At 44.5% G+C, this 23,343-nt stretch carries 28 protein-coding genes and 3 pseudogenes; 24 read left to right on the top strand and 7 right to left on the bottom strand.

The features are described from left to right. Positions 1-106: pseudogene (gene tadA, locus NC238_09100) on the top strand (Flp pilus assembly complex ATPase component TadA). Between the two features lie 768 nt (positions 107-874). Here tadA and NC238_09095 read toward each other — a convergent pair. Further along, positions 875-1,633: pseudogene (locus NC238_09095) on the bottom strand (recombinase family protein). Between the two features lie 375 nt (positions 1,634-2,008). Between NC238_09095 and NC238_09090 the strand changes: the two are divergent. After that, positions 2,009-2,623, top strand: coding sequence for a sce7726 family protein (locus NC238_09090; protein MCM1566083.1), 615 nt, complete (start codon positions 2,009-2,011; stop codon positions 2,621-2,623). Here NC238_09090 and NC238_09085 read toward each other — a convergent pair. The 4 genes from NC238_09085 to NC238_09070 all read right to left on the bottom strand — a co-directional run bounded on the left by NC238_09085 (position 2,556) and on the right by NC238_09070 (position 6,386). After that, positions 2,556-3,599: a beta family protein gene (locus NC238_09085; GenBank protein ID MCM1566082.1), complete on the bottom strand. Its 1,044-nt coding sequence runs from the start codon at positions 3,597-3,599 to the stop codon at positions 2,556-2,558. The two genes, NC238_09090 and NC238_09085, sit on opposite strands and share 68 nt — an antisense overlap. A 160-nt stretch (positions 3,600-3,759) precedes the next feature. Then, positions 3,760-5,145, bottom strand: coding sequence for a stalk domain-containing protein (locus tag NC238_09080; GenBank protein MCM1566081.1), 1,386 nt, complete (start codon positions 5,143-5,145; stop codon positions 3,760-3,762). Positions 5,146-5,167: 22 nt separating this feature from the next. After that, positions 5,168-5,593 carry a hypothetical protein gene (locus NC238_09075; protein ID MCM1566080.1) on the bottom strand — a complete coding sequence of 142 codons (426 nt, stop codon included), beginning with the start codon at positions 5,591-5,593 and terminating at the stop codon, positions 5,168-5,170. Between the two features lie 49 nt (positions 5,594-5,642). Further along, positions 5,643-6,386 (bottom strand): hypothetical protein, encoded by a 744-nt coding sequence (locus tag NC238_09070; protein MCM1566079.1) that lies wholly within the window; start codon positions 6,384-6,386, stop codon positions 5,643-5,645. A 191-nt stretch (positions 6,387-6,577) separates the two neighbouring features. Between NC238_09070 and NC238_09065 the strand changes: the two genes are divergently transcribed. The 7 genes from NC238_09065 (at position 6,578) to NC238_09035 (ending at position 12,229) form a co-directional block, all read left to right on the top strand. Beyond that, complete coding sequence (locus NC238_09065; GenBank protein MCM1566078.1) at positions 6,578-6,868, top strand: hypothetical protein; 291 nt, start codon at positions 6,578-6,580, stop codon at positions 6,866-6,868. Positions 6,869-7,101: 233 nt separating this feature from the next. Beyond that, complete coding sequence (locus NC238_09060) at positions 7,102-7,314, top strand: hypothetical protein (protein ID MCM1566077.1); 213 nt, start codon at positions 7,102-7,104, stop codon at positions 7,312-7,314. A gap of 443 nt (positions 7,315-7,757) precedes the next feature. Next, the gene (locus tag NC238_09055) at positions 7,758-8,255 is read left to right on the top strand and encodes a hypothetical protein (GenBank protein ID MCM1566076.1); all 498 of its coding nucleotides are present in this window, start codon (positions 7,758-7,760) and stop codon (positions 8,253-8,255) included. 50 nt (positions 8,256-8,305) lie between these two features. Further along, positions 8,306-8,728 (top strand): GNAT family N-acetyltransferase, encoded by a 423-nt coding sequence (locus NC238_09050; GenBank protein MCM1566075.1) that lies wholly within the window; start codon positions 8,306-8,308, stop codon positions 8,726-8,728. A gap of 18 nt (positions 8,729-8,746) precedes the next feature. Further along, positions 8,747-9,373 carry a hypothetical protein gene (locus tag NC238_09045; GenBank protein MCM1566074.1) on the top strand — a complete coding sequence of 209 codons (627 nt, stop codon included), beginning with the start codon at positions 8,747-8,749 and terminating at the stop codon, positions 9,371-9,373. 397 nt (positions 9,374-9,770) lie between these two features. After that, complete coding sequence (locus NC238_09040) at positions 9,771-10,253, top strand: hypothetical protein (GenBank protein MCM1566073.1); 483 nt, start codon at positions 9,771-9,773, stop codon at positions 10,251-10,253. A gap of 404 nt (positions 10,254-10,657) precedes the next feature. Next, positions 10,658-12,229: a hypothetical protein gene (locus NC238_09035; GenBank protein MCM1566072.1), complete on the top strand. Its 1,572-nt coding sequence runs from the start codon at positions 10,658-10,660 to the stop codon at positions 12,227-12,229. 57 nt (positions 12,230-12,286) lie between these two features. Here the strand turns inward: NC238_09035 and NC238_09030 are convergent, their stop codons facing one another. Together NC238_09030 and NC238_09025 are read right to left on the bottom strand one after the other, a co-directional pair. Continuing rightward, entirely contained in the window at positions 12,287-13,009 is a 723-nt protein-coding gene (locus tag NC238_09030) for a helix-turn-helix domain-containing protein (protein MCM1566071.1), read from the bottom strand. Between the two features lie 105 nt (positions 13,010-13,114). Further along, positions 13,115-13,303: pseudogene (locus NC238_09025) on the bottom strand (helix-turn-helix domain-containing protein). A 160-nt stretch (positions 13,304-13,463) separates the two neighbouring features. On the opposite strand from NC238_09025, the gene NC238_09020 reads away from it, so the two are divergent. The 15 genes from NC238_09020 to NC238_08950 all read left to right on the top strand — a co-directional run. Then, the gene (locus NC238_09020; protein ID MCM1566070.1) at positions 13,464-13,748 is read left to right on the top strand and encodes a helix-turn-helix domain-containing protein; all 285 of its coding nucleotides are present in this window, start codon (positions 13,464-13,466) and stop codon (positions 13,746-13,748) included. Between the two features lie 172 nt (positions 13,749-13,920). Then, on the top strand, positions 13,921-14,172 hold the full coding sequence (locus NC238_09015; protein ID MCM1566069.1) for a hypothetical protein: 252 nt from the start codon (positions 13,921-13,923) through the stop codon (positions 14,170-14,172). 136 nt (positions 14,173-14,308) lie between these two features. Beyond that, positions 14,309-14,839: a helix-turn-helix transcriptional regulator gene (locus NC238_09010; protein MCM1566068.1), complete on the top strand. Its 531-nt coding sequence runs from the start codon at positions 14,309-14,311 to the stop codon at positions 14,837-14,839. A gap of 231 nt (positions 14,840-15,070) precedes the next feature. After that, on the top strand, positions 15,071-17,065 hold the full coding sequence (locus NC238_09005; protein ID MCM1566067.1) for a hypothetical protein: 1,995 nt from the start codon (positions 15,071-15,073) through the stop codon (positions 17,063-17,065). Positions 17,066-17,067: 2 nt separating this feature from the next. Then, complete coding sequence (locus tag NC238_09000) at positions 17,068-18,063, top strand: recombinase RecT (protein ID MCM1566066.1); 996 nt, start codon at positions 17,068-17,070, stop codon at positions 18,061-18,063. Next, on the top strand, positions 18,063-18,767 hold the full coding sequence (locus NC238_08995; GenBank protein MCM1566065.1) for an MBL fold metallo-hydrolase: 705 nt from the start codon (positions 18,063-18,065) through the stop codon (positions 18,765-18,767). The genes NC238_09000 and NC238_08995 overlap by 1 nt, the downstream gene beginning before the upstream one ends. Before the next feature lie 222 nt (positions 18,768-18,989). After that, positions 18,990-19,238 (top strand): hypothetical protein, encoded by a 249-nt coding sequence (locus NC238_08990; protein MCM1566064.1) that lies wholly within the window; start codon positions 18,990-18,992, stop codon positions 19,236-19,238. After that, positions 19,235-19,465: a hypothetical protein gene (locus NC238_08985; GenBank protein ID MCM1566063.1), complete on the top strand. Its 231-nt coding sequence runs from the start codon at positions 19,235-19,237 to the stop codon at positions 19,463-19,465. The genes NC238_08990 and NC238_08985 overlap by 4 nt, the downstream gene beginning before the upstream one ends. Before the next feature lie 17 nt (positions 19,466-19,482). Further along, positions 19,483-19,716 (top strand): hypothetical protein, encoded by a 234-nt coding sequence (locus NC238_08980; GenBank protein ID MCM1566062.1) that lies wholly within the window; start codon positions 19,483-19,485, stop codon positions 19,714-19,716. Between the two features lie 236 nt (positions 19,717-19,952). Then, the gene (locus tag NC238_08975; protein ID MCM1566061.1) at positions 19,953-20,252 is read left to right on the top strand and encodes a hypothetical protein; all 300 of its coding nucleotides are present in this window, start codon (positions 19,953-19,955) and stop codon (positions 20,250-20,252) included. A 91-nt stretch (positions 20,253-20,343) separates the two neighbouring features. After that, the gene (locus NC238_08970) at positions 20,344-20,526 is read left to right on the top strand and encodes a hypothetical protein (GenBank protein ID MCM1566060.1); all 183 of its coding nucleotides are present in this window, start codon (positions 20,344-20,346) and stop codon (positions 20,524-20,526) included. Positions 20,527-20,610: 84 nt separating this feature from the next. Beyond that, complete coding sequence (locus tag NC238_08965; GenBank protein MCM1566059.1) at positions 20,611-21,066, top strand: hypothetical protein; 456 nt, start codon at positions 20,611-20,613, stop codon at positions 21,064-21,066. After that, positions 21,067-21,279 (top strand): hypothetical protein, encoded by a 213-nt coding sequence (locus NC238_08960; protein MCM1566058.1) that lies wholly within the window; start codon positions 21,067-21,069, stop codon positions 21,277-21,279. A gap of 49 nt (positions 21,280-21,328) precedes the next feature. Next, the gene (locus NC238_08955) at positions 21,329-22,867 is read left to right on the top strand and encodes a DNA cytosine methyltransferase (GenBank protein MCM1566057.1); all 1,539 of its coding nucleotides are present in this window, start codon (positions 21,329-21,331) and stop codon (positions 22,865-22,867) included. Positions 22,868-22,979: 112 nt separating this feature from the next. After that, positions 22,980-23,343: hypothetical protein (locus NC238_08950; GenBank protein MCM1566056.1), on the top strand; the 364-nt coding region annotated here is incomplete at its 3' end.

Genomic DNA, 23,343 nt, shown 5'->3' with positions numbered 1-23,343 from the left:
CCTGAGACAGGATCCAGACGTTATTATGATCGGTGAAATAAGGGATCCCCAGACCGCCGAGATTGCCGTGCAGGCGGCCGTGACAGGACACCTGGTCCTTTCTAGTTGACTGAAAAATATCCGCCAACGGAATTCTTGCCGTGGCCACTATGTCGCCGTTTTTCTTAACCTCAATCCGCGGGAAGATGGTCTGTATAATCCGCCTCTGGTCGGCCACGGATACCTCGGTCTCAAAATTGGCCAGCAGCGCAAAGTATTCCATGATAATCTCCAGGGTAACATTTTGCCGGCTTACCATGGCCAGCTTCTCCTGTAGAACCTTCTGTTCCTGGTGATTCTTCTTCAGGTCCTTTTCAAGCGCCGCCCTCTCGATATTCAGTGTCTTTTCATCCCAATCGCTTCTCAGGTACAGCTTTAATAGTTTTCCGAGTTTTGCCTGCGTAGCCTTCTCTATCTGCTCAAGGGCTGACAACTGAGCCTCCAACCTGCGGATCTCCCCCTGGTCGTTGTTGAGGCGGATCAGTTTTCTGGCAGCTTCAGGGGAGCTTCCAATGAGCTTCATAGTATCAACGATGGCCCGGTCCAGCTTATCGGTCCTGTAGCTGGCCGAACAGTCCCTTTGCGGGGCGAATATGCCTTTGTTCGGCCGCTCCGTGGGCCGGGGGTGCCTGTAGTAGGAGTATTCATATTTCTTGCCCTTGAGGGTCTTTTTAATCAGTTTAACGGTAAGTATTTTGCCGCACTCACAAACCAGGACGCCGTTTAAGAGGGTATGGCTGCGGTTCCGGGTCATGTAAAAATGGTTGTAGGCTCCGCGCTGATGGAGGATCTGCTGGCATGTTTCAAAGGTCTTTTTGTCGATGATTGCTTCATGGTTGTTTTCTTTCCATGTATGTCCGTCTACGCCGTGAAACGAAAGAATGCCAGCATAAACGGGATTACGGATAATGGCTACTACAACCGTCTTATCCCACTTCATCCCATTCGGGGAAGGGACGCGATCCAAGTCATAGTGCGCGAGATGAGGCGCACCCTTGCCCTTGGCGTACTCCTGGAATATATACCTTACCACGCTGGCTGTTTCCGGATCAGGTACGAGTACGCCGTCTTTGTTTTTGTTGTAGCCATATGGAACCCGGCCCAGCCACTTGCCGGCCTTGACCGCCTGGGCGCGGCCCCGGCGCATGGCCTTCTTCAGCTTGCGGCGCTGGTGTCGGGCAAAGAGGTTGAAGACGTCGCTGACCAGCTCGCTGTCCTCGTCCTCGAAATCTATTTCCTGCGCCGGCGTGACTATTTTGACGCCGCATTCACGAAGCTCCTTCTTAAAAAACTCCCAGTCGATTGTTTCCATCCGGGAAATCCGGTCCTGGTCAACAACCAGAATGACGGTAAAGCAGCCGGCCGCCATGTCGTTCCGGAGCTCGTCCAGACCCGGCCGCTTCGCAGCGCTGCCGGTGATCTCGTCCTTATACTCATTGAAGATTTTCCACCCGCGCTTTTCTGCAAAGCGTGTCAGTTCTTCGCGCTGGCCGGCCAGGGACCACTTTTGCAGGTCCTCGTCCGTCGAAATTCTTATGTATATAGCACAGGTTGTTTCCAGGGTAAACCCTCCTTCGTGTAAGTTCTGCCGCATTAAAACAAAAGGCCAGCAAGCCTGTTAAACAGGGGCTTGCTGGTCCGCTGGGGACGCTGAAGCTTAATATCGGTCCGCTAAAGGGACGCTATATGTAAATATTAAACTGGTTATACCTGGCAGTCAAGCCCTTTAATCTACCTTGGTGGCCTGGAAGTTCATGCTGTCACCTCAAAGACAAGCCTGGCTTGGGCTTATTGTAAATATTATCTATTTTTTTAATTATCTTAAAGGGTTTCATGTATATATGTAGAATGTTCTACGTAATATTTAATGTAAAAAAACACATAATTATAAAAATTGTTGTTAAGTCTGTTGGTAGCAGCGTTTAAACATACTTTCGTAGGGGTTTTTGTATTATTTGAGGTGGTTTTAATGAAAGTCTATGATAAAGATATAAGAAATGTTTTAATTAATAAAATATCTAAACAGCAAGAATTTATTGCAGATCCGACTTCAATAGTTGTTCATGAAATGGATATTTGCTTTGGTTGCGCCAGAGTCGATATTGCTGTTATTAATGGTAAAATACATGGTTTTGAGATAAAAAGCGAGCAAGATAACCTTGAAAGATTGTCTACTCAGGTAGAGTATTACAATAAAATGTTTGATACTGTAACTTTAGTAACTTCGGAAAAACATTTTTCCAAAGCAATTGACATAATACCGGAATGGTGGGGTTTAGATAGCGTTGCCAAAAGTAATGAAAGTGTGTACATCAACCAGCAAAGAGCTCCTCAGGAAAATGAGGAAATTGAAATAATTTATCTCTCCCAGCTTTTATGGAAAGATGAACTCCTTGAGCTATTGAAGTTTAATGGAATATCAAAAGGAGTTAAAACAAAAACGAGATACGAGCTGGGAAAGATAGTTGAAAATAATATTAAACTTCCAGAGGTTTCAGCATTTGTGAGGAGTAAACTCAAGAACCGTAAATCTTGGAAAGCTCTTCAATTACGACAGATATATGATGATTTGTATCAATTGTGACCCAATTAGTGTGATTTCCGGGACCTTTTCCGTTTAAACTCATTGCTCTTTCTTTTATTTCTAAATCACCAAATGAGAAATCTTCTCCATAGAAATAACGGGAATTTAGTATTTCTAAGGCAATATCCTTATGGTCCTTAATCCATGTTTTTGTAAAATGATCTTTTGCTCCCTTAAGCACCCAATATTTTTTGGGTGTTGTGTATTTTGATTTAGGTAAAACTCCATATTTAAGTTTTGAAAAGTCGAGCTCGGTTTCTGTAAATTTTGATACGCCATAATCGGAGAAGACTAACCGGTTTTTGATTGATGCTAAATTTGGTTGGCTGAAAATTTTCTCAAAGATAACAATGTCATACCTATCAAAAAATATACTTTCACCAGCACTTATGCAAGAAAGATCTTCCGGAAATGAGGTTGCTGCAATAATTACTTTATTAAATGATTTATTTTTTTTGACATAAATGTTAAGTACGTTTTTTAATTCTGCATAAAGTAAGTTAGCGTCCTTTTTGCTTTCTACCACACCAAGATCTAGGATTATATCTAGCGACACTTCTTTTCCGGTATGCCAATCGGTTATGCAACTAAAGATAGTTGAATAATCTGCCCCATCCACATCTTCAGGAACTGGTATTCTGATAAGGAATCTTTTAGTTGTTCTATAGAGCTCATCAGCCAATTCAGGAAAATTATCAAAATATAGTACAGGAAAAATTTCATTATTTTCGCCTGAAAGGTTAATTAGTGCGGTTAAATATTCTCCTGTTCCTTCGTCAATACGGATTGTATCGATATATATTGGATGGTTATACCACTTTTTGAAATCATCTAACACAGTTTTGGGTTCTTGGTACTCTGTAAATTCAATAATAGGTATAATTTTTGATTTTTGATCTTCGGTAAGATGCTGTAAAGCAGACTTTTCTCCTGCCTTCCATTTTAAAATAGGAACATAACATTCTTCATGAGACATAAGTATCCTCCTTAAAACATATAGGTATATAGAAATCTCGTTCCAGAGCTCCTCTCTTATGGATATTTCAAAACAAATCACCTCCCTAAATAAATTGCCAACTTTTGTCGAATCCTGCCTAAACTACAACGACCACCCATCAGGGCGGCCGTCTTTTTTATTAAGGTTTACATACACTACACGGAACATATCCCGCAGCCTGAGCCTCAGCTTCGTTTGCAAACCATATTTGATTTTCAGGCTTAATACTTTGGACATATCGGCAACTCGGGTAATGGTATTTGTTTGATTTTATACTGCCAACATAAGCCCCTGTACTGGCCGTTGTCTGTGCTGGAGTAGTATCTTGGGGCTGATAATTGCTTGTAGGGATATCAGAAGTAGTTGAACGGCCCACAGCGGTGTTATAGGATTTACCATCGGTTGTTACTACAATGTTACCGTTAAGATCAGTCCGGTAAATTGTGGCGCCGGCGTTTTGCAACCGCAGAAGGGTCTCAGCTGTTGGATGGCCATAAGTATTTCCAGCGCCAACGCAAATGACGGCTACTTCAGGATTAACCCTGCTGAGAAGAGCCGCCGAAGTAGAAGTCCGGCTGCCGTGGTGGCCGACCTTGAGGATCTCAGCGTCCAGTTCACCCGATAGTGCTGATTCCGCCGGAAAACCGGCATCACCCATAAAAAGAAATTCAATATCTCCGGTGTCCAACCGGCAAACTACAGAATAATCATTTGCGTTATCCCAGCTGCCAGGTCCGGTCAGAATTTGCAATTTTGCATTTCCATAAGTGAAGGTCTGCTGATTGTCCACTTCCCAATAATCGCCGTTGTTATGGGCAGCGTCCGAATAGTTCCTGTAAGCCGCGGAGTCATAATACATGCTGCTGTCGATAGTATCCTTAACCTTAAAAGCGTTGTAGACGGCAGGTAGTCCGCCAATGTGGTCCTCGTGAGGGTGGGTGGCAATAACGAGTTCAAGAGTATCGTCTGCCCCATGGTTTTTTAAGTAGTTAATTACTGTGGGACCATCTGCAGTGTTTCCGGCATCTATAAGTACATCGTTGTGATCCGGAAGGGATATGTAAATAGCATCAGCTTGTCCAACGTCAATAAAATGGACCTTAATTAAGCCGGTTCCGGATATGCTCGAGATAGTGATTGTCTGAGTTGCTCCATCCCATGATACCTGGCAGCCAAAAGCTTCTGAGACAAAGCGGAGGGGGACCATGGTGCGGCCATCAATTATTTTTGCCGGAACGGACAGCTGCACTTCCTGACCATTTTTATATGCAACACCGCCAATAATCAGGCGGATTTCGGTACCTGACTTATTCGCTGTCACTGTTTGGGTTGCTCCGTCCCACTGCACATCAGCGCCCAGGGCTTCGAAAATCACGCGAAGGGGTAACAGGGTGCTGCCGTTTTCAATGGTCGGTGGCACATCGAATGAGAGGTTCTGGCCGTCAAGAATAACCTGGGGTGCGGCGTAAGCGACGGTTGTGACAGTAAAGATAAGTAGCAAGGACAATATTAAGGTTCTAAACATTCTCAATTAAATTCACTCCTTTTTATCGTGGCGGATTACATTTGCTGCAGGGAGTATACCCAGCTGCTTTTGCCTTGGAAAGACTCATAGGTATCTGGCTTTTCGATAAGTATTGACAGCCGGCACTGTGGTACTTTTCACCCGTCTTGGTCACGTAAACGGTTACATCTTTCTTCTCAGTCTGAGCCGGTGTAGTGCTGGTTACTGCCGGGGATGTAGTTGCTTGTGTATTTGTAGTAACCTGGGCGGGTGTGGTTGCTTGAGTAGATGTATTAGTTTTTGTTTCAGATTGTTGCTGTTGCTGAGGTTGAGCTTTTTGGTTCTGCTGCGTCTGTGTTGTAGACTGGGTATTAGCCGGTGTAGTGATGGTTGTTTTTGAGCCGCCACAACCTGTTAGAGAGAGAAGTAGGGATACAATAATGACAATAATAATAGTGCGCAGTTTCACTCGAATCATCCTTTCACAAATTTAAGTAAGATTTCATGCAGGCTCAGTTCTATTTTTCATTTGCGTCACTTACGCCAAACATAATTCCGATTTCTTTCGAACTATTAATCCAGTATCTTCTCCCGTTGCGGATAGTCTTGTTGTCAACATTGTAAATGTCAACATTATCTCCCATTACCCCGAGGTCTTTAAGAATATCCCCTCTTTCGCTTGGGCTTATTTCTGGGTCAATTGAGGCTATCAAAATCCCCATAGTTGTAAGAATATTCATTCCTGATTTTACTGTTCCGTCACCTTGGCCTAACATGGATATATCACGGATACTGCCGTCTGCCTTGTTTACAGTTCCAAGTAATGCTAATCTATCAGTTAGCATATATTGGAACGTATTTTGCACTGTACCAGTTTCTACTTTTAAGTTGCTTATTTTTAAATCGGATTCGAATTCCTGGGAAGCCTTATTAAACCTGGTTTTAAATTCATTGGGGTTTAGGGATAAAGTCCCGGGGATACTTTTTGGTTCTGATTTTTGTGATTGAGTTTCCGATGCTGTCTGAGATTTTTGTGAATGAGTTTCTGGTTCTGTTTGTGAATTATTGGCCTGAGAATTCTTCTGTTCGCTAGATGGGTTAGATGGAGAAAAAGATGCACCTGCAATAAACAAAATAAAAGCTACACCAGCTCCAGCAAGCCATTTCTTCCAGATGATATTTTTCTTAATGCTAAAAACTATTGCTCCAACAATTGCAACGACGAATCCTAAAAAACCTATAGTTGCCATGAACATCCACATTTTACTTCCTCCTTTATTGTCATTTCATGTCGAATCCCGCCTAAACCACAACGACCACCCACTAGGGCGGCCGTCTTTTCTCTTTTTCAATGATTCGATATTTTTCGGTAAAGTCCTCCTTAGTTGGTAGGATTTTTCTGTTCCCGTGGAGAATAATGGGAAATCAAAAATTTTAAATGGGAGCGATTTTAATGATAATTGATTATTACGCTTTTATCGAATTCATAAGAGGGCTTAAAGGGCAAACAATTTATACGATGGCAAAAGAAAAGCCTTTTACAGTTGATGTTATAAGTAATGGGCTAATATATACTCCTTTCTCAACAATGATACCAAGAACACACTCTAAAAATTTCATTGAACGTGTTTTGGAAAGATTTGAAACTACAAAATCTTTGAGGCCGGCTGATTATCATGATATAACCGTTAATGCATCGTACAACCTAGCCTTGCTTAAGATGTATTTAAATCAAAATATTTGAACAGCCAGGCTAGTCTTTGAAGACTAGGTATTAGAGGGGGTAATATCATTTATGTTCTTTGGGATGTGATAACTGACTTTGTTAAACGCAACCCAAAACAATCATCGCTTTCACCTACACAGAAATCACAGAAATTTGAGATTAGCATAGATGGCGACCGTCTTATATTACAGTTTCAAAATTCACGGATAAAACTAAAACTAGAGAAAGGCCGGTTTGAATCAGCCTACAGCATGTTAAAAGAGCATAGGGGAGACTGGGTAAGGATTGGGGCCAGCAGGACAAATACTGACCCTGATACTTTGGAAGGTAGAATCAAAAATGATTTTGGCGGGAAAATGAACGGGTTATCAACAGCGCCTTGGGTTGCCTCAATACTTGTTGGCGCTTTTAATTATATTATTTTTAATGCACAAGAGAGAGGCCAGGCTATAAAGATGATATAAGGAGTGCTATACCAATGAAAAAATATGGATGTGGTTCATTTATTTTCGATTGTATTTTGGTCTTAATTACTGGTGGCCTATGGCTCATTTGGATATTTGTAAGAGAAATGCGACTACGAAAATAAAATCCTTGAATCGAGGGAATATTTAAGCGGGAAGCGGATAGGGCATAAGCCTTACTTGACAGAAGTGCAGGAACGATAGGAGCGGCTGTGTTTTTGTCTTTAGGAATTCCACCTGTTGCATATATAGAAAGCGAGGAAAACACCGCAACAGCGATGTATATTTTAACGATTGTTATTTATGGTTAGCTTATTGCAATTCCTCTTTATGCGTAGTTTTTGGGAGCTACAATGGGAATTGCTATGATAGCAGGAACATACGCAGTCAAAAGGCTGATTTAGTAATATGAGCAAGGGCTTTCAATGAGACGGTGATAGAACATGAAATACAACGAATACTCCCACAGGCACGGCAAAGAACTTCTCCAGGTACTTCACCCCGAACTGGTCAAAGAGATTCAGTCGATTTTAACTGTGCTTCAACCCTATCCCCATGGTTCCAAGAAAGGTACGACCGTTAAGGACTACATAACGGATGCCTTTGTAGCGAAGGGTTGGACCAAGGAGGGGAGGGCCGACTTCAACACTAATAAAAATGATTTCCTGGACCTGTGTAAATGGAAGGTTGCCATTGAAATGGAGTTCTCCCGGTTTGAGATGTTCTTCCGGGATTTCTTTCGGTTCATGCTGCTGTATGAGTGCCGGGAAATAGATGCCGGCGTAATTATTACACTTGACGAGTTAGCATATGAGCAGTGGCAGGGTGAGGCCAAGGCTTACCGTTCGGCCAGGGCAAGTTTTAAAAGGCTTGTTGATTTCCTGAAAGGGGATTATTCCTCGGTAGTAACTGTGCCGATTTGGTGTATTGGGATTGAGTAATAAGAATATATTTACAAATCTTTTATATGACGTTTAAGAGGATTTTGAAGATGATATTAGCATGTGAATTAAAATATAAAGAACTTAAAAATGGTGAATCTTCGTCGAACAAAGAACTAAAGAAAATAGTCCGTAGTGGAGCTGTTCCATATGGAAAAAGATATTTTATTATATATAAAAATAAGGAAGTAGCTTTTTTGTATTTAGATTATCCACCTTTTCATGATTATGTAATACTGTATGAAATTTATGTGATTACTGAACACCGTAATAAAGGTATTGCTAAATTAATATTAGATAAAACTGATGAATTATGTAAATTAGAAAATCGTCAGAAAATCAAATTATATGTTCATTCTTTAGATAAATTAACTAATGATGAACAACTTGTTAAATTATATGAATCAAAAAGTTATAAGATTAGTTCAACTGAAAATGGTAGAATTACTATGGAAAAAGTTTTAATTAACTAGTCAAAGGAGGTTAAGTAAATGTCTCCACCAGAATTTGAGGACCTCCCTTTTTTTGAGCGTCCTGACCTTACCCCTTATTTAATTCACCTCACTAAGAACACTGTTAAAGAAGATGAATACTCAGCATTTGAAAATCTTGTCAACATACTTAAGGGTGGAGAGATATGGGGTAGTGATAAAACCCGTGGATTCATAAAAGGTCCTAATACTGCAACTTGTTTCATGGATGTTCCCTTTATTTCTTTGAAGTATATTCTTAATGAAGATAATTGTGACCCTAATGATCCCAGATATGAGCCTTATGGAATTTTTGTGTCAAAAAAATTAGCTTATAAAAAAAATTGTCGCCCAGTTTTATACTTATCTGATGATGAAATGAAAACGCTTGGGATACCAGAAGAAGAAAAATGGCGTGTAGTTAAATTTGAAGTATCCAAAAAAGGATGGATTAGTTGGATTCACGAACGAGAATGGCGTTGCAAGGGTAGTTTTGAACTTCCGGAAGAAGTAAATGTACTTGTTAAAAGTATTAAGGATTGTAGAAAACTTCAGAGAAGAGTATTAAAAAATCCAGACAGTTTTAAAACAAAACCAAAAATAATTTTACCGCTAAATGTTGTTTGTCAAGGTTTAAACTACTTGTAATCTACCTTTTACGATCAAGGGTTTGGAGGATACATACCCGGCGACCTGGAAGAGCTCCTTTCGTTGCCATGTATCGGGGACTATATGGCACATGCTGTGCTATTTTTAGCCTATGACAGACAAGTCCCGGTGGTAGACCGTAACGTCATCCGGGTGTACAAGAGAGTATTTGGGATACCAAAGTCGCTGGAAAAAATAAACCCTACAAAAAAGTTCTAGCAGGTGTCCAAGGAATTAGTCCCATACGGTCAGGCCAGGGAGTACAACTTAGGTATTTTAGATTTCGCAGCGTTGGTTTGTAAACATTATTCACCAACTTGTAGGGAATGCCCGGTTTTTAATATTTGCCAGACCCATGGCTTTCAATAACTCAACAACCATTCTTCCGAGGTGCGAAATGGATCCGCGAAAACTTTTTTTTGATGAGCGCTTTAAATGCCAATGCGTTTATTGTGGTGGTATTCCCTTTACGCGTGACCATGTTCCATCAAAGGTAATGCTTGACGAACCTTTCCCCACCAATTTGCCAGTCGTTCCTGCATGTAAAGAATGTAATAATGGTTTTTCTGCGGATGAAAAATACTTAGCATGTTTTGTTGAGTGTGTAATTACCGGGTCAGTAGATTTTGCTTCAATTAAACGCGATAAGGTCAAGCGAAACTTAGGTGAGGATACTGCCCTCGCCTCTCTTATAATGGCAAGTCGTAACATTGACATTGTAGGAAATGTGTTTTGGGTGCCTGATTCAAAACGGGTCAAAAATGTAATTTTAAAGTTAGCCCGTGGCCACGTTGCATACGAGCTTAATGAGCCACAGTTACAAGAACCAGAATATATTTCTTGTATCCCTATGGTTGAAAATGTCGGAGGAGCAGTTTAGGTCGTTTAATACCGTTCCCTTTGAAGGATTGTTCCCAGAGATAGGTAGCCGAGCTTTTCTTCGCACGGTAGTGGTTAGCAAGAATGTATTTACATATGAGAATGGGTGGCTAACTGTACAGGAAGGGAGATATAGGTACTCAATTTCATGGTCTGATCGAATAGCTGTTCGGATGGTATTAAGTGAATACCTTGCATGTGAGGTTATATGGTAGTTTGTTTTGCCTAAATAGTTCGATTCACATATAAGATTATAATAAAATCCTTCCTTAACTGGTAGGATATTCTGTTTATATGGAGAATAAGGATAAAAAATTGGGATATAAAACCTAAAGTTAGAGTACTAGATTAATTGGCTATAATGTTTTATTGGCAGTCTAAAGTTTAATAAGGAAGGATTAATCTATGACTACACCTTTAAATACTGCTTTTCTAAAACTTTCAAGAAGAGCAGAAACGTATGAGCGTTCCCATTTGGTTTTAACATTCGTGGATGTGGGACCACTATTTATTTTGCTTTCTAATAAAGATCACCAAATATTATATGGCCGGAGGGGTACTGGCAAAACTCATGCGTTATATTACTTATCTGATTATATAGAATCAAAAGGTGATATTTCAATCATGATTGATATGCGTACCGTAGGGTCAACTGGAGGAATTTATTCAGATCCAACAATACAAATTCCAGAAAGAGCAACTCGTTTATTAGTAGATACATTGTCATCTATTCATGATAAATTACTAAATTTTGTTATAGAAAACGATGATAGAATTGACTTGTCTGAAGTGGGGCCATTGCTTGATAAGCTAGCAGAAGCTATAACCGAAGTTATTGTATCTGGTTCAGTTGAACAAGAAATTACCTCCAGTAGCAGAAGTCAATTTCAAAATGGAGTTAGTACTGAGTTAACTCTAAGTACTAACCCTAGTGCAAGACTTGGCTTGCAGTTAAATGAACAACAGGAAGAGAGTTCAACACAAAGAAGCATAAGAAGAGGTAATGAAAGACATAGGGTGCATTTTGGATCTGTGTGTAATGTTTTGAGTGAGGTTATCCAAAAAATTTTACCAATGAATTTGTGGATTTTATTAGATGAATGGAGCGAAGTTCCTTTAGATCTCCAACCATATTTGGCTGATTTATTAAGACGTACAATTTTCCCGATCGCTGGTATAACAGTTAAGATTGCTGCCATTGAACAAAGATGTCAATTCCGTTTGGGGTTAGAAGGATCGCACTATATTGGTATCGAAGTCGGCGCTGATGCAGCCACAAGCTTAAACTTAGATGAATTTATGGTCTTTGATAATAATGCAGAAAGAGCAAAAGATTTTTTTAGTGAACTTCTTTTTCGTCATGTGCGGCCAGTATTGGACGAAGCAACATTGAGTGAAATTCAAACATCAAGTGATTTAATTCGTCATGCATTTAATCAAAGAAATGCTTTTGAAGAATTTGTTCGCGCTGCAGAAGGTGTTCCCCGTGATGCTATTAATATTCTTGTAATAGCAGCTCAAAGAGCAAATATAAATCCTATAAATGTACAAGATATTCGTGTTTCTGCAAAGACATGGTATAATAGGGCAAAAGAATCAGCAGTGAATGCAAAACCAGGAGCTTTAGATCTTCTTAGATGGATTGTTGATGAAGTAGTTGGGCATCGCCGTGCCCGTGCTTTTCTACTTAGAAGTGATGTCCGCCATCAATTAATTGATTATTTGTTTGATGCAAGACTATTACATGTAGTAAAACATAATATTTCGGCGCATGATCAACCTGGTGTTAGATTTAATGTTTACAGCATAGACTATGGTTGCTATGTAGATTTAATTAATACATCAAGAGCTCCTCAAGGGCTGTATGAAATAGAAAATAGTGATGGGATTGAATATGTACAAGTACCAGCTAATGATTATAGATCTATCAGAAGAGCAATACTGCAACTGGAGAGATTTGAAGAGTCTTTGCATTAGGATTTAAAATAACTACAATATTAAACAAAAGACCGTTTTTAAAGCGGTCTTTTTTCTTTACAAATCTTCCTCCGGCAGCCCTTCCTTCAGCCGCCCAAAAGACTTAATCAACCTTTTTGCTGCCTCACGAGTAATCCCGTATTTCGCCGCCTCTTGTATAACATCATTCCAGTCGTCTCCCTCTTGAACATCAACAAAAAAACGCTTGTAACTCGATGGCCTTTTCTGGATTGTAACAACAACGCCCTGGATCCGGCCATCGCCCTGGCTCAAGGCTATGTCAGGATATTTGGGATTGGCGGCCCTAAGCTTCAATTCGCCGTCTTCGTTGATGAGATACTTAAGAGTGGTTTCATCGCCATTTACGAGTGCCACCACAATGTCACCATGTTCGGCAAATTCCGTTTTCTTGCATACCGCAATATCTCCGGGGTTGATCCCCGCATCTATCATACTGTCTCCTTTAATCAGGAGCCCGAAGTCGGCGTCAATATACTTAGATACTGTTATCTCACCGAGTTTTTCTTGAGCTGCGTAACCTGGGGAGCCGGCTTTTATTTTACCTACGAGAGGGATTTTCTTCGTGGGAATTAGTATATCAGGCTCATGCCTCTCTGAGGCGAAAAGCTCGGGGGCTAGTAAGTCAAGGGGGCGCTGAAGGGCATGTCCGATTTTCTCTAAGTCTTCAATGGATATCTTTCTTTTACCTTTTTCGTAGTACCTTATTGTAAGCTCAGGTTGTCCAGTTTTTTCGCCGAGTTCAGCCTGTGAAAGCCCCATGGCTTCACGGGCTTCTTTTATTCTGCTACCGATCTGGACGTAGTTTAGGGTGGCCAGGTCAGTAGATTTACCTGGCTGACGGGATGGAGAGGGGGCATTGGTAAGGCCAAGAAGATAATCAGTAGTTACCTTGTACACTGATGCTATCTTAGTAAGTGTTTCAGGGTCAGGTCTTCTTTCATCAGCTTCGTAACGACTTAAGACTGAATTGTTAATCCCTATTTTTTTTGCCGCTTCCTTTTGTAGGAGTCCGGCCTTTTCTCTAGCTAGGATTAGTCGTTTGCCTAAAGACATACCTCTCCACCCCTCATTATTGCCAGTTTGGTAATTATACTTTACCATAATTAATCTATTCAGGAAAATAAATTGCCAAATAAGCAATTCAGCCCTTGACAGTTGCCATAATGGCAATTATTATATAATCAATCAGTTGCCAATACGGCAACTCAGGGAGGTGATTATTATTAAAATAGATTTAGATAAGCTTAAGGTATTAAGAAAGCAAAACAAGTTAACCCAGGAGGAAGTTGCTAAAGCGCTCGGTTACAAGAGCGCACTCGGTTATCATTACTTGGAAAATGGAAGATGTCAAATTAAAGCCGAGCAAATCTTAATATTAGCGGATTTATTTAAAGTCCCTATTGTAGAACTTTTTTTTAAAGATCAAGTTGCCAAAATGGCAACTAAAGGCGCAAATCCTAAACTTACACCAACCGGCACCGATGGCCAGTTAGTTTAAGAGGTACAGAATCAGGGAAGGAAGGTGAGCCCCATCCAGCCATTTAAATGCCCGCACTGCGGCAGGAAACTATTTGAATACAAAGTTCTGGGCTCGCTTTTGTTAAAAATCCGCTGTCGTAAATGCGGCCGGTGGGTAGAGCTGAAGGTAGGTGTTTTGGATGAACGTTGAAGTGATAACTTCCACAGAGCCCCAGGAAATGCAGGAACGGGCAGCGCTACAAGCGGCTGAAATATTCCAGCACCTAGTGTTTGTACGTGCTAGCCTTCCGAAGATCCTGGCCGGGCTCATCGACGCTGGAAGGGAAAAGGAAGCCCTGGCCGCCATGGTGGCCTGGGGTAAGGGTACGAAGTCGATAGACGTTATCTGGCAAGAAGTTGCAGAGGCAAATGCTCCGGTAGGCAATTCGATTCCTCGCGGGTAAGGGGGAATTTCCTCCCGGCACCTGGCCAAGCACCGGGAGGTTGGGGGATGGGACAGAGGATTTTGCTGGCTTAATAATAGACCAGTTCCTGGTAACAAAAAACCATTATAAATGGTACAGATTGGAGGTGATAAAGGTGTCAGTAGGTACGGCAATCAGGAAAACGCGTCAAGTCAGTCAGGAGGTGTTGGCAAAGAAGTGCAACGTTTCAAGGGAGTTGATAGCAGCTATCGAAACAAATCGGCGCCGGCTGCCGCAGGATATTTCGCCCATGCTTGCCCGGTTTATCGACCACGGCAATTTATACAGCGTCCTCCAGCGCGAAGCAAGCGGGGTAGGCCCGATTTACCTAAACAACATTGATGATCACCCACTGGCCTGTGTTATGAAGATGCTGGAGGAATACAGAGAGGCCATAGACATAACAATGGAAATCGTCCCAATCCTGATAAGGGGACCAGGCCGGGCGACAGAGGAGGACTTAAGAAAACTGGAGGAGTGGGGCCTGGAGTGCTGTGAGGCCGCAACAGCCAGGGAGAACGCCCAGAGCAGGGTATTTAAAAAGTTTGGATTGAGCCTGGCTGAGTTGTGGGACCAACACGAGCAGGAATTAATAGAAAAAGGATACCTAAAAAAAGAAAAGACCGCTTCGAAAGCGGCAATGTGAATACTTCAAAACAAATATATCACCCTGACAGTTTGAGGTCAAGCTTTGTAAACAGAAAAACATTTTCCCTGCCCCCTGGCTCTCACAGTCTAACTCAGGGGGTGGGGAATCCTTAAGAACCTTAAAAAGCCGGACAACCTGAGGGCCGGCACTATATAAGGATAGTGGCGGGGGAGGCACGGTGATTTACGCCGATGATCCCGCCACACATTAAAAGACGGAGGTATAAATATGAGGTTATTAAAATTAACCCTCAGCAACTTTAAAGGCATAACAGCCTTTACTCTTGACACCCAGGGCGGGAATGTCACTGTGTACGGTGACAACGCCCTCGGCAAAACCACTTTATTTGATGCCTTCCTTTGGTTACTGTTCGACAAAGACTCCCAAAACAAAAAAGACTTCCAAATTAAAACCCTGGACAGCCGCGGGCAGGTCCTTCACGGCCTTTCCCATGAGGTTGAGGGTGTTTTTGATCTAAACGGCAGGACGCTCACCTTTCGGAAAGCTTTCACAGAAAAGTGGACCAAGAAGCGGGGAAGCGTCAAGCTCGAGTTTACGGGCCATACCACTGACTATTACATTGACGGTGTACCGGTCCAGAAGAAAGAATATGATTCCCATATTGCCGGGATAGCCGACGAAGGTATTTTCAAACTGCTCACGAGCCCGACATATTTCAACGAGCAGCTGCACTGGCAGGATCGCCGTAAAATCCTCCTGGAGGTATGTGGCGATTTGAGCGATGCCGAAGTCATTGATTCAGCGGTTACCCTTGGCAATAAAGATATGCTTTCGCTGTTAAATGTTTTGAATACCGGCAGATCTCTTGATGACCATCGTAAAGTGATCGCGGCCCGGCGTTCTGAGATTAACAAAGAGCTGGAAAAGATACCGGTCCGCATTGATGAAGCCACAAGAGCCCTGCCGATCATCGACGGCATTGACACACTGGGGCTACCCTCTACCATCGAAATAGCGAAGGGCCAGCTGAAGAACAAGCAGGAGGAGCTTGCCAGGATCCAGGGCGGTGGGGAGATAGCAGAAAAGCGGCGCCAGCTTGCAGAGGTCGAAGGCGACATCCTCCGAATAGTCAACGAGCTATCATCCGAACAAAACGCGGTTATCCAAAAAAAATACAGCGACATTAATGTCTTTAAGAGAGAAGTTGCCGCGGCGCAGATAGACCTGGGCAGTGCGAAAAGAAGGATGGAGGCCATTACCACCGAGGCGTCCCGCCTTGAGGCTGCTATCAAAGAGAAACGCGAAAGGTGGCACAAGGTAAACGACGAGCAGTTTGAATACAACAGTGAAACTGTTTGCCCAACCTGCGGCCAGGACCTGCCGGAATATATGGTGGAACAAGCTTGGGAGAAAGCTCTTGGAAGCTTCAACCGCGACAAGGCCGAACGTCTTGAAAGAATTAACAGCGAAGGGAAGGGGCTTAAAAAATCCCTTGAGAGCCTTATGGCAGAAAACTCCGACCTAGTTACCAAGGCAAACGCCGCCGAGCTAAAGCTACAAGAAAATGAAGCTGAAGCCATCAGGCTTCAAACCGAGATTGACGCCCTGAGAGATCAAGCAAAACCCATCACGGACAACCCCAAATATACTCAAAAACAGAGCGAAAAAGAAATTATTGAAAAGGCCATTGCCCAACTCCAGGCTGGAAGCGAAGAGTCCACAAATACGGTTCAGGCCGAAATAGAGGCTATCACTAAGGACATCGAGACCCTTGAAACCGACCTGCTGAAAGTTAAGCAACGGGAACTCGGGAAGAAGCGCATTGAAGAACTGAAAGCCCAGGAGAAAAACCTGGCCGCGGAATATGAACAGCTGGAGAAAGAGCTTTATCTTACGGAGCAGTTCATAAGGTCCAAGGTGTCACTGCTTGAAGAAAAGATAAACAGCCGGTTTAAGTATGCACGGTTCAAGATGTTTGACGTGCAGATTAACGGCGGCGTAAACGAGTGTTGCGAAACTCTTTACCAAGGCGTGCCTTACACCGGAGGGCTGAACAATGCGGCCAGGATTAACGTAGGGCTTGATATTATAAACACTCTGGCCGATTACTACGGGTTTAATGCACCTATATTCATCGACAACCGGGAGGCAGTAACCAGGCCGATTGAAACAGTCGGCCAGTTAATAAGCCTGGTGGTAAGTGAGCCGGATAAGGCATTAAGAGTAGAAACCGAAAGCAAAAAATATAAGGAGGCTTCTTAAATATGAGCAACGATCAAAAGAAAGAGCAGACAAACGCCACCGCTTTAGAAACCGTATCGGCAAAGTTTGTATCTCAAATAGAGCGCCAGTTTGTAGCCGAAATGGGGAGCGCCCTGGCTTTTACCGAATATGAGAAAACCCTGGCGCAGCACATGTATGTAAAAATTGACGCCACATTAAAGGCGCTGGAAGACAAGCGCGGCCAGAAGCAAGACGTTGTGCCTTACAAATGGGAAAATGTAAACCTGCCAAAGTTGGCCCTGGATGCTGTTCACCGTATTGGGTTAGGTCTTGATGCTCTTATCCCGAATCACATTCACCCCATCCCTTATCTAAATGGGAAAACAAAAAAGTATGACTTGGACCTGCGAATCGGATATGTCGGTAAAGACTACTGCCGGCGCAAGTTGGCTGTAGAAGAACCACTGGAAGTATTGTATCACCTGGTACACGACACTGATATCTTTAAGCCTCACATGAAATCGCTGAAAAACGAAGTTGAGAGTTTTGAATTTGAAATTGCCAACCCTTTTAACCGCGGTAAGGTTGTCGGAGGGTTTGGGTACATCATGTACGAGGACCCCAAAAAGAACAAGCTGATCATGGTCACTGAAAGAGACTTTAAAAAGGCCGAGGGCGGCGCCAGGACAAAGGATTTCTGGAGTGAGGATAAGTGGCGCGAAGAGATGATGTATAAGACCATCGTTCACCGGGTATCAGAAAAACTCTCTCTGGATCCCAAGAAGGTAAATGCTAAGTCTTACGCCTATGTGGAGGCCCAGGAAAACGATGAAAGGGCTCAGCAAGAAGTAGATCAAAATGCCAACAAAACCACCATTGATGTGAAGGGTGAGATCCTGGACGAATCCGAACACGGACAGCCGGATCCGGCCGCGTCCGGGCAGCCGAAGCAGGATATTCCGAAAGACCCACCGGCACAAGGGCAACCCGAGCAGATGTCTCTTGGAGCAACCGGGACAGATGGTCCGGGATTCTAATGGTTGAGTTAAAATGCCTTGCATCCGGGAGCAGCGGGAACGCTTACTATTTGACAGACGGGCAAACTCCCCTGCTTCTGGAGGCGGGTATCTCATGGAAGCTCATTCAGCAGGGACTTAACTTTCAAACAACAAGCCTGGCCGGTTGCCTGGTAAGCCACGGCCACATGGACCACTGTAAGGCTGTCAAGGATGTTATCAAGGCCGGAATTGATTGCTATATGAGCCAAGAAACAGCGCAGGCCTTAGGCATATCAAACCACCGAATAAAGATTGTACGGGCGCTGGAGCAGTTTTATCTGGGAACATGGACGATCCTACCCTTCGGCACAGAACATGACACCGAGGGAAGCCTGGGGTTTCTGATAGCCTGCAAAGACGGTTTTAAGGTGCTTTACCTGACGGACACCGCTTACTGCCGGTATAGGTTTAATGGCTTAAGTCACATTCTTATAGAAGCGAACTATTCCCTGGAAATACTGCGTGAGAACGTGGCAAATGGGGCCGTCCCGGTGGAACTAAAGAACAGGCTTCTGCAATCGCATTTTTCTCTGGAGAACGTCAAGGAGTTTTTAAAAGCTAACGACATGCAGAAGGTCCGGGAGATATGGCTGTTACATCTTAGCGAAGGGAACAGCGATGCGGCAAGGTTTAAGCGGGAAGTGCAGGAGTTGACAGGCAAAATGGTATTTGTAGCTAAGTAACGGGGTCTTACCGGCCTTCGAATCTATAAGAATATAACTCCCCAATATATTCTATGAAAGGTGTCGGTAGAATATGCCAACATCAAAAAATAACATACTCGAAGATGCACGCCAGCTGATGTATAAATTAGCTGACCTGTACGGTAGAGAGCATCCCATAGTACAGGCACAGTCGGAGATATTAGATGAGTTGGTTCTGGCAGAGCAAAGGAGGTTAGTATCGTGAAAACAATACCCGGGAAACACCTCAGCCCGTTTAATTTATTTCCGGCGCCACCGGATACTTGCCAGGAGTGCGCAGCTAAACACGACCCTGATATGCCCCATAACAGGGACAGTCTGTTTTATCAATATAAGTTTTATAACGAACACGGCCGCTGGCCAACGTGGGAAGATGCTATGGCACACTGCCCCGATGAGATGAAAGAATTATGGTGCCAGGCTCTGCGGAAACTGGGAGTGGAAATATGAGGACGCGCATAGTGACTCAGGAGAATAGCGTTGGTCAGCCGTCTGGGATCCGCCGGCGGGCTGCCGTGCGCTCGTCGCTGGCGGCCAGGTCTGTCAGGACGGCGGACAGGGTTATAACACGTATCCAGGAGTGGTTGGAAGGGACAGACAGGCGAGTTGATATGATTGTGGCCTATGGGATTATTGCCGCGGCGCTAATCTATTTTGTGGGTCAGTTGCTACTATAGCCGAAGGAGGCGAAGTCGTGACCAAATATGAACGTGCTTTTTTATGTCTGTCAGCTGTGCTGCTTCTCATAATCATTTTTGTTTCAGGCGGAGATATTTACACTGAAAGGCAAGCCGAAAGCCTACAGGGTCAGATAAAGGAACTGCAAGCACAGGTGGAGACGCTGGAAGCAGGTCAGGAAGATATCAATGTTGTGCAAGCCTGGCAGGCCCTGCGCTTGGAGGATGTCAGCAGGGGGAGGGCGAGGTAGTGAAAGCAATCACGGTTTGGAACCCCTGGGCCTACCTTGTTTGGTTGGCCGGACATCAAAACCCAGAGATAGCCAAACTGGGAAAGCGTGTTGAAACACGGTCATGGTACACGTCTTATCGTGGCCCACTGGCTATTCATGCGGCGAAAAATTTCCCGCAGGAGGCACGTTTATTATGCCTTGATGAACCATTTTTAACGGCTCTTTATTGTGCCGGCCTGCAAGGAACTAATGAATTGCCACGCGGCGCTGTTGTGGCAACATGCAAACTGGTGGACTGTTTACAGATTACAGGCAGGACAACGATTGAAGGTGAGATAGTGGCGGCTCAACTGTATAGTATGCATCCTTTAGCGCGAGAGGTAACTGGCAACGAACTTGCCTTCGGTGACTACACCCCTGGCCGCTATGCCTGGATACTGGCAGACGTAAATCCACTACCCGAGCCGATACCGGCAAAGGGGGCACTGGGGCTCTGGGAATGGGAAGTACCGGAGGTGACTGACGGAGAGTGCGGAAAATGCGTACTCCAATAATTGCAGGAGGAATCAAAAAGAGGTTAGGTGTGAAATGTTAACCGAACCTCTATATGACCCGGAAGTGGTGTAGATAAGGGGGCAGACTCTGATGGCTAGGTCTAAAATGCAATACATGCCCGCAGTAGGCAGGCATGGGCACCGGCGAAAATGTCCCCAGTGCGGAAAACTCCACTGGGGCGCAAAGGACAAGCCATGTAAAAAATGTGCTGAGAAGGCGGTGATTGAAGGTGGAAAAACGGACCTGCCCAAAGTGCGGCACGGATTGGCATAGCGCAGATACGGCGGGAACCTGGCCTTGTGAAAAGTGTGGGGCGAAGATTCCGCCGCCTGAGAATAAAGCAAGGAGGGGTTTGATTTGCCTGAAGTAAATTTTGCTAACGCTCCCGATGTTGAAAGAATTGCCCACAAATTAATTGTTGATCACCATAAGCACCTGGCCGATGCAAAAATAAGGTATCTTGGCAGGGAGGGCGCCTGGTCTGTCGGCGGAAAGATACGCTGGGGGTCAGCTGAAAAGTGCTCTGCCAAACACAGGCACCTGACCGGCTTTGACTTCATTATTGTTGTCAATATTGATGTCTGGGGAGAGCTCGACGAAAAGCAGCAATTAGCACTGGTTGATCACGAGCTCAGCCACTGCGGGATTGGAGATAACGGCTGGTGTATCTGGTCGCACGACGTGGAGGATTTTGCTTCAGTGGTCCGGCGCCATGGACTCTGGCAGGAAGGAGTCAGGAAATACGCCGAGGCCGCGGTGGAGGCATCCAGGCAGCTGACTATATTTGATACCTTGGAGAAGAAGGTGAGTTAGTTGGATACACTCTTCCCGCCAACGACTGACAAAGAGAAGGCCGAGTTAGCTTTGGCTGAGCTTCGGAAAGTCCTTGGAACTGAACGGAAAATGAGAGAGTGGGTGTTCAAAAATAAGCCTGAACAAAGGGCGCAAAAGCTCCGGGAGATAGATGGGGCGATCAAGGCAGTTGGGGTGATTGAAGGGATATTGAACAGACTCGGGGTGTTGTAATCAAGTTCTGTCTTTTGTAACACCCTTGAACATTAGGGGGCAGATAAAGGTGCGGTCAGTAAGAGAAATTATCGTCGACAATTTTGCCGGCGGCGGAGGTGCGAGTACCGGTATAGCCCTTGCAATAGGCCGCTCTGTTGATGTTGCTATTAATCATGATCCTGTGGCCATAGCCATGCACATGACCAATCACCCGGATACAGAGCATTTTTGCGAAAACGTCTGGGATGTAGACCCGCGCAAAGCAGCGGCTGGCAGGCCGGTGGCCTTGGTGTGGTTGTCTCCAGACTGTAAGCACTTTAGTAAAGCCAAGGGCGGCAAGCCGGTTGAAAAGGCTATTCGCGGACTGGCATGGGTGGCCGTCCGCTGGGCAGCAACGGTAAAGCCGCGGGTGATTATCCTGGAGAATGTTGAGGAATTTAAAACCTGGGGGCCGCTTTTAAAAGACGGCCGCCCGGACCCGAAACAAAAAGGCCGCACCTTCCAGGCTTTTCTTAATGCGCTTGAGCGGCAAGGTTATAAATATGATCACCGGGAACTAAGGGCCTGTGATTACGGAGCGCCGACCATCCGCAAGCGCCTTTTTCTGGTTGCAAGATGTGACGGCCGCCCCATTGTCTGGCCACAGCCTACTCACGGGGATCCTAACAGTGCCGAGGTCAAAAGCGGCAAGCTGAAACCCTGGAGGACTGCAGCGGAGATCATTGACTGGTCCCTGCCGTGCCCGAGCATATTCAAGCGCAAGCGCCCTCTGGCTGAGAACACCATGAGGCGAATCGCCCGGGGGATTCAGAAGTTTGTAATAGATACCCCGAATCCTTTTATTGTCCGCATAGGCCAGACGGGATTCGGCGGGGACCGAATGCAATATCAGGCAGAGCAACCACTTACAACAGTTACCACTAAAGCAGAACACCTGTTGGTAGCGCCAGTAATAGCCCGCCAGTTTGGTAAGTCAATTGGTCATTCAACAGATGAACCACTGGGTACCGTAACAGCTGGTGGCGGTGGTAAATCTCAACTTGTGGCCGCCTTCCTTGCCCAGTACCATAAGGAAACAGCCAACCACGAAGTAAGGGGGCAGGTCCTGAACAAGCCACTACTTACCCTGGACACGTCGAACCGGTACGCTCTTGTGAGCAGTCACCTGGTTAAACTTCGCGGGACCTGCCAGCATGGACAGGCTGTTACGGAACCAGTACATACGATTACGGCCGGAGGTCTGCATATAGGAGAGGTACGCGCCTTCCTGATGAAATATTACGGCGCTGGAACCGGGCAAACACTGGATGAACCACTCGGAACCATAACCACCAGAGACAGGTTTGGACTAGTCACAATTCACGGTCAGGATTACCAGATCATCGATATCGGTATGAGGATGCTGGAGCCGCATGAGTTATTTGCCGCTCAGGGGTTTCCGGCAACTTACATTATTGATCACGACTATCAGGGGAATCGGTTGTCAAAAGCTGCGCAGGTAGCAATGTGCGGGAATTCTGTTCCTCCTGATCTTGCCGAAGCGCTCACGCGGGTGAATTTGCCGGAAATGTGCGCTGCTGCTGGAACCATTGAACATATTGTTTAACTACTATTGATAAAGAGAGAAGGTACGTGGATGGCAATGCCATTAAAAAGAGGGGTTGGATTACTTTCCGCACGACATGGATGCAGCCGGTTTTTATTTGGAGTTGTTGCATATGAAAGTATATTTCGGCGCAGCAGAAAGGCCAAACGCCCTACACACACTGATTAAAGCGGGAGGAAGCCGCATTATGCTTTCTTACGCCGAGCCTCCGAGTGAAACATGCTGGCAGATTATTAAGAAACACGGACTGGAAGTATTGCTTGACTCAGGGGCATTTTCAACATGGAAGCGTGGCATACACCTATGCTTGTCTCAATACATGGCCTACATAGGCGGGTATGACCTAAAGCACTATTTCAACCTTGATGTTGTTGGAAATCCTGAAACCACGGCAAAAAATCAGGCTGAAATGGAGGCAGCAGGTTTATCACCGATACCTGTTTTCCACTGCGGGGAACCGTGGAAACTGCTAGATA

This window comes from Dehalobacter sp., from assembly GCA_023667845.1.
GTDB lineage: Bacteria > Bacillota > Desulfitobacteriia > Desulfitobacteriales > Syntrophobotulaceae > Dehalobacter.
Note: the sequence above shows the minus strand (reverse complement) of the source record. Positions and strands in the feature narration are given on the sequence as shown.